At 73.1% G+C, this 11,282-nt stretch carries 10 protein-coding genes; 5 read left to right on the top strand and 5 right to left on the bottom strand.

Annotated features, from left to right (window positions below; translation table 11 throughout):
* Window positions 1-44: 44 nt before the first annotated feature.
* A complete protein-coding gene (locus tag EV383_RS05600) occupies window positions 45-2,111 on the bottom strand; it encodes a copper-translocating P-type ATPase (RefSeq protein WP_130288911.1) in 2,067 nt (688 codons plus the stop codon).
* Window positions 2,112-2,194: 83 nt separating this feature from the next.
* Window positions 2,195-3,043, bottom strand: coding sequence for a helix-turn-helix transcriptional regulator (locus EV383_RS05605; protein WP_130288912.1), 849 nt, complete (start codon window positions 3,041-3,043; stop codon window positions 2,195-2,197).
* A 101-nt stretch (window positions 3,044-3,144) separates the two neighbouring features.
* Here EV383_RS05605 and EV383_RS05610 point away from each other — a divergent pair, with 101 nt between their 5' ends.
* Window positions 3,145-3,870 (top strand): SDR family oxidoreductase, encoded by a 726-nt coding sequence (locus tag EV383_RS05610; RefSeq protein WP_130288913.1) that lies wholly within the window; start codon window positions 3,145-3,147, stop codon window positions 3,868-3,870.
* Between the two features lie 19 nt (window positions 3,871-3,889).
* Here the strand turns inward: EV383_RS05610 and EV383_RS05615 are convergent, their stop codons facing one another.
* Window positions 3,890-4,663 (bottom strand): alpha/beta hydrolase, encoded by a 774-nt coding sequence (locus EV383_RS05615; RefSeq protein ID WP_130288914.1) that lies wholly within the window; start codon window positions 4,661-4,663, stop codon window positions 3,890-3,892.
* A gap of 28 nt (window positions 4,664-4,691) precedes the next feature.
* On the bottom strand, window positions 4,692-5,753 hold the full coding sequence (locus tag EV383_RS05620) for an alpha/beta fold hydrolase (RefSeq protein ID WP_242622917.1): 1,062 nt from the start codon (window positions 5,751-5,753) through the stop codon (window positions 4,692-4,694).
* A 178-nt stretch (window positions 5,754-5,931) separates the two neighbouring features.
* Between EV383_RS05620 and EV383_RS05625 the strand changes: the two genes are divergently transcribed.
* Window positions 5,932-7,080: a macrolide family glycosyltransferase gene (locus EV383_RS05625; RefSeq protein ID WP_423213687.1), complete on the top strand. Its 1,149-nt coding sequence runs from the start codon at window positions 5,932-5,934 to the stop codon at window positions 7,078-7,080.
* A 225-nt stretch (window positions 7,081-7,305) separates the two neighbouring features.
* Window positions 7,306-8,850, top strand: coding sequence for an alpha/beta hydrolase (locus tag EV383_RS05630; RefSeq protein ID WP_242622918.1), 1,545 nt, complete (start codon window positions 7,306-7,308; stop codon window positions 8,848-8,850).
* Window positions 8,851-8,864: 14 nt separating this feature from the next.
* On the opposite strand, the gene EV383_RS05635 is transcribed toward EV383_RS05630, so the two are convergent.
* Window positions 8,865-9,080: a hypothetical protein gene (locus tag EV383_RS05635; protein WP_130288916.1), complete on the bottom strand. Its 216-nt coding sequence runs from the start codon at window positions 9,078-9,080 to the stop codon at window positions 8,865-8,867.
* A gap of 116 nt (window positions 9,081-9,196) precedes the next feature.
* On the opposite strand from EV383_RS05635, the gene EV383_RS05640 reads away from it, so the two are divergent.
* Window positions 9,197-9,838 (top strand): hypothetical protein, encoded by a 642-nt coding sequence (locus tag EV383_RS05640; RefSeq protein WP_130288917.1) that lies wholly within the window; start codon window positions 9,197-9,199, stop codon window positions 9,836-9,838.
* 93 nt (window positions 9,839-9,931) lie between these two features.
* Window positions 9,932-11,233, top strand: a complete 1,302-nt coding sequence (locus tag EV383_RS05645) for an HNH endonuclease (RefSeq protein WP_130288918.1) — start codon at window positions 9,932-9,934, stop codon at window positions 11,231-11,233.
* The last annotated feature ends 49 nt before the right edge of the window (window positions 11,234-11,282 follow it).

An 11,282-nucleotide genomic window follows, 5' to 3' on the forward strand; every position in this document is an offset into this window, starting at 1 on the left:
TCCCTCTCGTGCGCGGCGACGACCGGATCGCGGCGATGACCGGATCATGGCCTCGCGGGCGGGCCCCCGCCACCGCGCGCGGCGAGCACACCGGGCCGTAGCTCGACCCGTCGCATCAGCTGCGCGTTGGCGGCGACGACGATCGTCGACAGGCTCATCAGTACCGCCCCGACGGCCATCGGGAGCACGAACCCGACCGGCGCGAGCACGCCCGCGGCGAGCGGGACCGACAGCAGGTTGTAGCCCGCGCCCCACCACAGGTTCTGCCGCATCTTCCGGTAGCCGGCGCGGGACAGCGCGATCACCGACAGCACGGCGCGCGGGTCGTCCGAGGCGAGGACGACGCCGGCCGAGGAGATCGCCACGTCGGTCCCTGCGCCGATCGCGATGCCGACGTCGGCGCGGGCCAGCGCGGGCGCGTCGTTGACGCCGTCGCCGACCATCGCCACGGTCGCGCCGCGCTCCTGCAGGCGGGCCACAGCGTCGTCCTTGTCCTGCGGGAGGACCTCGGCGAACACCTCGTCCACACCGACCTCGCGGGCGACGGCCTCGGCGACCGGACGGGCGTCCCCGGTGACCATCACCGACCGGACACCCCGCGCGCGCAATGCGGCGACGGCGTCGCGGGACTCCGGGCGCACGCCGTCGGCCAGGGCGAGGGCCCCGACGACGACGCCGTCGCGCACGACGTGCAGCACCGTCGACCCGTCGGCGCTCCAGCGCTCCGCCTCGTCCGCGATCGCGGCGGGGGAGGTGAGCCCGAGCTCGCGCAGCAGCGCCGGTCCGCCCACCGCGACGTCGGCGCCGTCGACGCCGGCGCGGACCCCGCGTCCGGTCAGCGAGCGGAAGCCGGTCGCCCGCGGCGTCGTCGCGGGGTCGGCGGCCGCGACGACGGCGCGCGCCAGCGGGTGCTCGCTGTCCGCCTCGACGGCGGCGGCGAGGGTGAAGGTGTCCGGATCGCCCGCCACGGCGACGACGGCCGGGGTGCCGGTGGTCAGCGTGCCGGTCTTGTCGAACAGCACCGTGTCGACCCGGCGCATCCGCTCCAGGGCGAGACGGTCGGTGACCAGGATGCCGTTGCGGGCGGCGCGTGCGGTGGAGATCGCGATGACCAGCGGGATCGCCAGCCCCAGCGCGTGCGGGCAGGCGATCACCAGGACGGTGACCGTGCGCTCGACGGCGCCGGTCAGGTCCCCGAGCAGCGACCACACGGCGAACGTCACGACGGCGGCGCCGGTGGAGAACCAGAACAGCAGTGCCGCGGCCCGGTCGGCGAGCGCCTGCGCCCGTGACCGCGACGCCTGCGCCTGCTCCACGAGGCGGCGGATCCCGGCCAGCGCCGTGCCCTCGCCGACGGCGGTGACCTCCACGCGCAGCGCCGAGTCGGTCGCGACCGTTCCGGCCACCACACGCTCACCGACGCCCCGGGAGACCGCGCGGGACTCGCCGGTGATCATCGACTCGTCGACCGCCGCGGCGCCGTCGACGACGGTGCCGTCGGCCGGGACACGCCCGCCGGAGCGGACCAGCACGGTGTCGCCCTCGGCGAGGTCGGCCAGGGTCACGGTCACCGGGGAGCCGTCCGGGCCGATCCGCTCGGCGGTGTCGGGCAGCAGCGCCGCGAGCGCGTCCAGGGCGCCGGAGGCCTGCCCGAGCGCGCGCATCTCCAGCCAGTGCCCGAGCAACATGATCACGACGAGGAGTGCGAGCTCCCACCAGAAGTCCAGCGCGAGCCCGGCCACCCCGAGCGAGGTGAGCATGCTCGCGACGAACGCGACCGAGATCGCCAGCCCGATCAGCAGCATCATCCCGGGCCGCCGCGCGCGGATCTCCGACACCGCGTCGGTCAGGAACGGCGCCCCGCCCCACGCGAACACGACCGTCCCGAGCACCGGCGGGATCCACGCCGACCACGACGGCGGCGTGTAGCCCAGCAGCATCCCCACCATCGGGCTGAACGCGACGACCGGGACGGACAGCAGCAGCGTCCACCGGAAGCGGTCCCGGAACTGCGCCGCGTGGTCCCCGTGGCCCGCGCCGTGACCCTCGTGGTGGCCCGTCCCGTGCCCGGGGTGCCCCGCGTGCTCGTCGTGTGCCGTCGTCGCGGACATCCGTCGCTCCCGTCGTCGAACCGCCGTTGCCCTCCCGGCAACGGTGGTACCCCCTAGGGGTATTCCGGCGACGCGGTGACGACTCAGGAACCGGTGCGCAGCTCCTGGGTCCCGACGACGCGCAGCAGCGACAGCGCGTCGGCGTCCGGGCTGCCGGGGACGGCGGAGTAGACGAGCAGGATCTGGTCGTCGGCTCCGACGTGCAGCGCGTCGCAGTCCAGGGTCAGCTCGCCGATCTGGGGGTGGGCGAAGGTCTTGCGGTCGTCGTGATGCGCGATCACCTCGCGCTCGTCCCAGATCCGGGCGAACTCCGCGCTGCCCGCGCACAGGTCGGCGATCAGGCGGCGCAGCTCGGGGTCGTCCGGGTAGCGGGCGACGGTGCCGCGCAGGTCGCCGATCATCGCGCGGTCGAGGCGGGCCCGGTCGGCCTCGGTGTGGGCGACCATCCGGCTGTCGCCGGTGAGGAACCGCCCGCGCAGGATGTTGCGCTGCCCGGGCCGGTCGGTGGAGAAGTCGCCGAACAGGGCGGCCGCCATCGGGTTCCAGGCCAGGACGTCGAGACGGGCGTTGAGCAGGAGCGTGGGCAGGTCGGCGAACCGGTCGATCAGCCGCAGGACGCTCGGCCGGACCGCGGTGGAGATCCGGCCCGGGGTCGGCGGGGCGACGCCGGCCAGGTGGAACAGGTGGTCGCGTTCGGCGGTCTCCAGGCGCAGGGCGCGGGCCATCGCCCCGAGCACCGCCTCCGACGGGTGCGGCCCCCGGCCCTGCTCGAGCCGGCTCAGGTAGTCGACGCTCATGCCGGCCAGCCCGGCGACCTCCTCGCGGCGCAGCCCGGGGGTGCGTCGCCGCGACCCGGCCGGCAGCCCCACGTCCGACGGGTCCACCCGCTCGCGCCACGTCCGCAGCATGGTGCCCAGCTCGTCACGGTCCATGCCTCCAGCATGCCGCGCCCGGGCGTGCTCATCCTGGTACCACCGGTCCCCGGCTGCGGCGTGCCTGGCGGGCCGGCCGTACGGGGCGCACTGTCGGTGCCATGGCTGATGACGCGAAGACGACGGTCCTGATCACCGGTGCGAACAAGGGACTCGGATTCACCACCGCACGGCGGCTGGGGGAGAAGGGCTGGAGGGTCCTGATCGGCTCCCGGGACGCCGAGCGCGGCGCCGTCGCGGCGAGGGAGCTCACCGAGGACGGGCTCGACGTGACGGCCGTGACCCTCGACGTCACCTCGGACGGGTCGGTCGCCGCCGCCGCGGCCCGGATCGGCGAGGAGTTCGGCCGCCTGGACGTGCTGGTGAACAACGCCGGGATCAGCGGTGCGCACACCTCGACCGCCGAGACGGGGCCGGACGACGTGCGTGACGTCTACGAGACGAACGTGTTCGGCCCGGTCCGGGTCACGAAGGCGATGATCCCGCTGCTGGAGCGCTCGGACGCGCCGCGGATCGTGATGGTGTCCTCCGGGCTGGGCTCGCAGGTCGTCACCGCCGATCCCGAGCGCATCGAGAACAGCGTGCCCGGGCTGGCCTACCAGTCGTCGAAGGCCGCGCTGAACATGCTCATGTCGCAGTACGCGCGTGCGCTGCCGGGGTTCCGGGTCAACGCCGCCGACCCCGGCTACACCGCGACCGACCTGAACGGGAACTCCGGCCCGCAGACCGTGCAGGAGGGCACCGACGCGATCGTCACCCTCGCCACGGTCGCCTCCGACGGCCCCACCGGGACCTTCGTCGACCGTGACGGCGCCATGCCCTGGTGACGCATGCCCTCGTCACGCGTCAGCCGATCGGCAGCCAGTCCAGGACGTCGCGGATGCGGGCGTCCCAGTAGCCCCACTCGTGCTCGCCGCGGGTGAAGCTGCTGGTCACCGACAGCCCGGCGGACGAGGCCCGCTCGGCGAACCGCAGGCTGTGCTCGAAGAGCGGGTCCTCGGTGCCGCAGCACAGGTACAGCGGCGGGACGGCCGAGGAGTCGGCGCGCTGCAGGAGCGCGAACGGGTCGGCGTCGGTGCCCGCGAGGCCCGCGCCGTCGGCGATCCGCTCCCACATCCGCGGGTCCTCCTCGCGTCCCGGCCCGGCCGCCAGCGCCGCGAGGTCCAGCGCGCCGGACAGGCTCGCCGCCCCGGCGAAGCGGCCGGGGTCGGTCAACGCCCAGCTCAGCGCGCCGTAGCCACCCATCGACAGCCCGGCGACGAACGTGTCCTCGCGCCGCTCGGAGACCCGGAAGAAGCGGCCCACCACCTGCGGGAGCTCCTCGGTGAGGAACGTGCGGTAGTTCCCGCCGTAGGCCTGGTCGAGGTAGAAGCTGCGGTGCACCTGCGGCATCACCACGGCGATCCCGAGCTGTTCGACGTAGCGCTCGATCGAGGTGTTGCGGACCCACGCGGTGTCGTCGTCGGAGAGACCGTGCAGCAGGTAGAGCACCGGCGGCGGACCGTCGCCGGCGCCTCCGGTCACCCCGATCCGGGTGCTGGAGCGTTGCGGCAGCAGCACCGTCATCGACGTCGCGAGACCGAGGGAGTCGGCGACGAAGTCGCACCGCAGGTGGGCCATGCGGTGATGGTCGCAGAGGCCGGCCGGGTCAGGGCTGGTCGACCGCGCCGGCCAGGAAGTCCAGGAAGACCGTCAGCCAGTGCTCGGCGGCGTCGACGTGCGGGCCGTGCCCGGACCCGTCGAACATCTCGATGCGCACGAGACCACCGGCCGCGGCGTAGCGCTCGAGCACGTCCCGGATCTGGGTGACCATCGGCTGTGGCGGGAACACCTCCGCCCCCGGCCAGCCCGGCACGACCCCGGCCGCGCCGAGCGTGCCGAACTCCAGCATCGAGCCGTCGGCGACGACGAGGTCCGCGGTCCCGTGCGTCCACAGGATCGGCGGCTTCGGGCCGAGCCCGACGATCGCGTCCCAGCGGCAGTACTTCGGCGACAGGGCGTTGAGGATGCCGCTGGTGCCGGGGCCGAAGCCGGGCCAGTTCGGGGACGCGGCGCGGTCGCCGGGGTAGCCGCCGTCGCCGATCACGCTGAGCAGGACCTCGTCGACGAGCACGTCCTCGCGGTCGGCGGGCAGGGTGAACGACGGCGACCAGTACGACGAGCGCATGACGCTGCGGATGGAGAACGGGCTCTCGTCCGAGGAGTCGCCGGACGCCAGGCGGGACACCACCTCCGGGTTCGTGCCGCCCGCCCCGGACCCGGCGTGGTCGTCGAACACCGGCGTGCCGTCGCGGCGGACGGCGCCGTAGCCGAACGGCGACACCGGGTCGAGCAGCGTCAGCGACGCGACCGGGCGGTCGAGGGCGAAGCGGGTGATCGCGGCGCCCGCGGTGGACCAACCGGTCAGGTGCGGGGGAGCGTCGACGCCGAGGGCGCGGAGCAGGGCGTCGAGGTCGTCGGCCCAGTCGGCGAGGCCGCGGGTGGCGTCCAGCGGGGCGGGCTCGCTGCGCCCGAACGAGCGCATGTCCGGGGCGAGGACCCGGTAGCGGTCGGGGACGTGCGGCATGAGGTGCTCGAAGAACCGCCCGGTGGACAGGTTGCCGTGCACCAGGACCACCGGGATGCCGTCGTCGGGTCCGGACTCCAGCACGTGCATCCGGATCCGGTCGGTGTCCACGGTCCTCGAGCGCACTCCGGGCAGCAGCGTCACGCGCTGATCGTGGAGACCGCGGTCATAGCGGTCAAGCACGGATATCCCGGTGCGCCGCCGGAACGATCACCGCTACCGTCGTCGTCATGATCCAGGTGCTCTACAGCTGATCCGGCCCGCTACGGACCGCTGACCTCATCAGACTCGGAGTACCGGAGATCCCTTGTCCCACATCCTCATGGTCGGCGTCGGCGCGCACGGCCACACCAACCCGCACCTGCCCGTGATGACCGAGCTGGTCGCCCGTGGGCACCGCGTCACCTACGCGATCAGCGAGCCCTTCGCCGAGACCGTGGCGGGCAGCGGAGCGACACCGCTCGTCGTCGAGACGGCCCTGCCCGACGAGACGGCGGCGCAGCACTGGCCGACCGACGCCGTCTCGGGCATGCGGCTGTTCCTCGACGAGGGCCGGACGGTCCTCCCACAGCTGCTCGACGCACTGGAACGGGACCGTCCGGACGCCGTGCTCTACGACATCGGCGGCTACGCCGGCCGGGTCCTGGCCCACCGCTGGGACCTGCCGCTGCTGCAGCTGTCCCCGTCGATCGTGGCCTGGGAGGGCTACGAGCAGGACATGGGCGACGCCCTGGCGTTCCTCGACGAGCCCGACGGTCTGGCCTTCCAGCACGACTTCGACGCCTGGCTCGGCGAGCAGGGGATCGACATCGGCTGGGCGGCGTTCAGCGGGCGCCCGCCGCGCTGCGCGGCCCTGGTCCCGGAGGCGATGCAGCCGAACGCCGAGCGCGTCGACCACGACGTCGTCACGTTCGTCGGGCCCGCCCTCGACCGGCGCCCGCACGAGGAGGAGTGGCCGGAGCCGGACCGTCCGCTGCTCGTGGTCTCGCTCGGCTCGGCCTACAACGACCGGCCGCAGTTCTTCCGTGACGTGATCGCCGCGATGGACGGGCTCGACTGGCGCGTCGCGATGTCGATCGGGCCCTACGTCGACCCCGCCGACCTGGGCGAGATACCGGAGAACGTCGAGGTGCGCTCCTGGCTGCCGCAGCTCGCGGCGCTGCGGCACGCGTCGGCGTTCGTCACCCACGCCGGGATGGGCGGCTGCTCGGAGGGCCTGTACGAGGGCGTCCCGATGGTCGCGGTGCCGCAGGCGGTCGACCAGTTCGGCAACGCCGCGCGGCTGGTCGAGCTCGGCGTCGGGGAGCACCTGCCGGCCGACGAGGTGACGCCGGAACGGCTGCGGGAGGCGATCCTGCGGGTGTCCGGCTCACCGGAGGTGGCGGCGCGCTGCCGGGAGCTGCGCGAGCGGGCCCGGGAGGCCGGGGGAGCGCGCGCCGCGGCCGACATCCTGGAGGACATGCTGCGCTGATCACCGGTTCGGCGGCGATCCCGGACAGGCCTGTCGTGGATCGCTGCCGAGCCGCTGATCACCGGTTTGTCCGGGTCGATGCCCTCGTGTGACGGTCTGCACTAGGCCATCCGAGGCAGGCTCCGGTGTGTTGATTGTGGATCACCGGCCGGGGGTGGCACCGTCGTCACGGTCAGCGACGCCCGGTTCTCCGGTGTGTCGTCGGGGGTGGCGTCAGGGGGACTCGTGCGCAGGACCATCGTCTCGGTACTGACCATGGGCCTGCTGGCCGCCGGGTCGGTGCTCGCCGCCCCGGTCGCGCAGGCCGCACCCGCGGCCCCGGCCGCGCCCGCGCCGCCACCCGTCGCCTGGGGGGCCTGCCAGTCCCCGGCGTTGCAGCAGGCCCGCGCGCAGTGCGGGTTCGTGACGGTCCCGCTGGACTACGCGAAGCCGACCGGCACGACGATCCAGATCGCGGTCTCCCGGGTGAGGCACACGGTCCCGGAGAGCCGTTACCAGGGCGTCATGCTGGTCAACCCGGGCGGTCCCGGCGGTCCGGGGCTGGGCCTGTCGCGGCTCGGCGCGTCGGTGCCCAAGGGTGCCGGTGCCGCCTACGACTGGATCGGCTTCGACCCGCGTGGCGTCGGCACCAGCAAGCCCGCCCTGAGCTGCGACCCCGACTACGGCGGCTACAACCGGCCCGACTACCAGCCGGAGAACGGCGCCGAGAAGGCCTGGCTGCCGAAGACCAAGGCCTACGCCGCCGCGTGCAAGGCCAAGGGCGGGAAGCTGCTGGAGAACCTGCGCACCGAGGACACGGTCCGCGACATGGACCGGATCCGGCAGGCCCTGGGCCAGAAGCAGATCAACTTCTACGGCTTCTCCTACGGCACGTTCCTCGGCCAGGTCTACGGCACGATGTTCCCGGACAAGGTCCGCCGGATGGTGCTCGACGGCGTCCTGGACAGCCGTGACTGGTGGTACAAGGCGAACCTGAACCAGGACGTCGCGTTCGAGAAGAACATTCAGGTGTTCTTCGACTGGGTCGCCAAGTACGACTCCGTCTACCACCTGGGCGACTCCGGCGACGCCGTCGAGAAGCGCTTCTACGACGAGCGCGAGAAGCTCCGCAAGGCCCCGGCCGGCGGCAAGATCGGCTCCTCGGAGTGGACCGACATCTTCCTGCGCGCCGGCTACAACGTCGGTGAGTGGCCGGCCACCGCGCAGGCGTTCGTCGCCGGCGCGATCAAGCAGGACTCCGCGGCGCTCAAGGCCGCCTACGACGCCGCCGGCTCGCCGACCGACGACAACAACTACGCCGTCTACCTGGCCACCCAGTGCACGGATGCGCCCTTCCCGACGAGCTTCACCACGTGGAAGGCCGACAACGCCCGCGTCGACAAGCTCGCGCCGTTCGAGACCTGGGGCAACGCCTGGTACAACGCGCCCTGCCTGTCCTGGCCGGTCAAGCCCGGCCCGGCACCGAAGGTGGACGGGACGAAGGTCGCGGGTGGCCCGCTGCTGATCTCCGAGACCAACGACGGCGCCACCCCGTACGCGGGTGCGCTGAACGCCCGGAAGCTGTTCCCGAACTCGCGCCTGATCGAGGGCGTCGGGGGGACGACGCACTCGTCGTCGCTGTCCGGGGTGGCCTGCACCGACAACAAGATCGCCGACTACCTGGCCACCGGGAAGCTCCCGGCGCGGGTCGCCGGGAACCGTTCCGACGCCCAGTGCGAGCCGCTGCAGCCGCCGGACCCGACGAAGCCCGCGGCCCCGGGCGGGAGCTGAGTTCTGCCCGGCGACTACCCGTCCTCCGGGCGGGGCCGTCCGTCGATCAGCTCGTCGAGGGTCACGAACGCGCCGGCGTCCCCACGGTCGACCAGTGCCCGGGCCCGGGCGACGATGCGGGGCAGCTCGTCGGCGGAGACCACCCGGGACTCGACGATCTCCCCGCCGGCCTCGGTCAGCGTGACCGCCACGAGGCCGGCACCGGGCTCCTCCGAGAACGACAACGGCACGCCGTCGAGACTAGGCAGCCCCGACCGCCTCCGCACACGCGAGACGCCCCGGGTGGGACGCCGCGCGGTCGGCGGACCGGGTCGCCTGGACCCGTCGCCCGCCCGACGGGTCATGCATGCTGTCCGATGTGGGGACCGGAGGGCTGACACTCGTCACCGACCGGCTCGTTCCCGTCGGTGCCCTGCTGACCGTCGTGACGTCGACCGGGACCGTGCAATGGCTCAAGGGCAAGCGCCGCCTCGCCCTGCTCGCGCCGCTGTCGGTGGTGTCGGTGATCGGGATCGTCGGGGTGACGCGGGTGGCGAAGCCGGGCTCGCCCTGGGCGCGCTACCGCTACGACGACGACCGGATGGGGCAGGCGCGGGCGCGGTTCGGCGGTCCGGTCGCGCCGTCGCGGCCGTCGCGGGCCGGGCCGACGCCTCTGGCCACGGCGGGGTTCGCGACTGTGCTGGTCGGCGTCGTCGCGGGGGTGCCGCTCGGGGCGGCGACGTCGTTCGTCGGCGGTGTGCTGATGGCGCACGCGCTCCTGGCCCGGGCCGGTCGGCAGACGTCCCGTCTGGTGTGCACGGTCGTGATCGGGGTGGCTGCTCTGGCCGAGGCGATGCTCGTGGCGATCGACCTACCGGCGCGCGGGACCCTGCCCGGCGCCGTCACGACGCTCGTCGTCGCGGCCGGGGTGGGCGTGTCGTGGCTGCCCTCCGCCCGCTCGGCGGACGTCGATGAGGCCGCGTCGATCACCGAGGATGCACGCTCCTGAGCACAGGCGTCATCGACGTGGTCGAGCATCGACGAATTCGCTATCGCTAACAGTTTCTGTTCTTCGATCAGATGTTCGAATAGAATGGTTGGCATGACCGCGGTCGCCGACTTCTCCGTTCCGGGCACTCGCCCGGAACCCGTCGCGCCCACATTCGAACTCGTCGATCTGACGCTCCTGCGGCTCCTCGACGAATCCGACCCCGATCCACTGCTCGGGCCACGTCCGGAGGTCGAGCTCGTCGACCGGATCGCGCAGCTGGAATCGCTGCAGCATCGGGTCGCGTCGTTGCAGTCGGCGGCGATCCATGCGTTCGCCCGCCGTCATGTGGCCTCGCGGGTCGATGCCGGGGTGGTGGACCCGGAGAGGCTCGAACGCAGTGTCGCCGGGCAGATCGCCCTCGCGTGCCGGGTCTCGCCGATCGAGGGCGGGAAGCGGATGCGGATGGCGCGGGACCTGCGCAACGGGCACGACCACGTCCTCGCCCTGTTCGCCGCCGGGGAGATCAGCGCCTACAAGACGGCGACGATCACCGCCGCCACGAGCGGCCTCGACGCCGCGGAACGGGCCGAGGTCGATCGGCGCCTCGCCGCGCACGACATCGTCCACATGGGCGTGGGGCGGATCCGGACCCTCGCTCAGGCGATCGCCGCGGAGGTCGCGCCGGAGAGGTTCACGGCGCGCAGTCGCGCGGCTCGTCAGGAGCGGCGTGTTTCGCTGCGCCCGGCGCCGGACGGGATGACCGACCTGATCGCGCACCTGCCCCTCGAGCAGGGCGTGGCCTGTTACGCCGCGCTGGCGAAGGCGGTCAACGAGGCCGCCGTCAGCCCCGAGCCGGTGACCCGTGGGCGGGGACAGATCATGGCCGACACGCTGGTCGAGCGCGTCACGGGACAGGCCACCGCGCCCGACGTCGCCGTCGAGGTCCAGGTGGTCGTCCCAGTCGAGGCGCTGATCGACCCCGACTCCCCGCTCCCCGCGCACATTCCGGGCCACGGCCCGGTCCCGCTCGACGTCCTCGCCACCAGTTCCGGCCGTAAGACTTTGCGCCGGCTGCTGACCCGGGCGGGCATCGTGATCGGCGGCGACTCCCGGCAACGCCTCTTCACCGGAGTGCTCGCCGAATGGATCCGAGCCCGCGACGGGTATCGGTGCAGCGAACCCTACTGCGATGCCCCGATCCGACATATCGACCACATCCAACGTTTCGCCGATGACGGGATCTCCGAGTTCGACAACGGCAGAGGTGTCTGCGAATTGCACAACCATCTGCGGGAGACCCCGGGCTGGGCCGTGGAGAGGACCGCCGGCGGCGTCCACACGACGACACCGACCGGGCACGCGTATACCGCGCCCCCGTGGAGAACGGCTCGTTCCGAGGACCCCGGGCCATGAGAGTCGATCTGTTCGACCCCGATGTCGAGCCGGTCGCCTTCGCCGCGGA

Source organism: Pseudonocardia sediminis (assembly GCF_004217185.1).
Classification (GTDB): Bacteria; Actinomycetota; Actinomycetes; order Mycobacteriales; family Pseudonocardiaceae; genus Pseudonocardia; species Pseudonocardia sediminis.

Coding starts and splice junctions, on each gene's coding strand:
- EV383_RS05625 (WP_423213687.1), top strand. CDS start 5,932: ATGGTCGGCGTCGGCGCGCACGGCCACACCAACCCGCACCTGCCCGTG.
- EV383_RS05610 (WP_130288913.1), top strand. CDS start 3,145: ATGGCTGATGACGCGAAGACGACGGTCCTGATCACCGGTGCGAACAAG.
- EV383_RS05605 (WP_130288912.1), bottom strand. CDS start 3,043: ATGGACCGTGACGAGCTGGGCACCATGCTGCGGACGTGGCGCGAGCGG.
- EV383_RS05615 (WP_130288914.1), bottom strand. CDS start 4,663: ATGGCCCACCTGCGGTGCGACTTCGTCGCCGACTCCCTCGGTCTCGCG.
- EV383_RS05640 (WP_130288917.1), top strand. CDS start 9,197: ATGCTGTCCGATGTGGGGACCGGAGGGCTGACACTCGTCACCGACCGG.
- EV383_RS05645 (WP_130288918.1), top strand. CDS start 9,932: ATGACCGCGGTCGCCGACTTCTCCGTTCCGGGCACTCGCCCGGAACCC.
- EV383_RS05600 (WP_130288911.1), bottom strand. CDS start 2,111: ATGTCCGCGACGACGGCACACGACGAGCACGCGGGGCACCCCGGGCAC.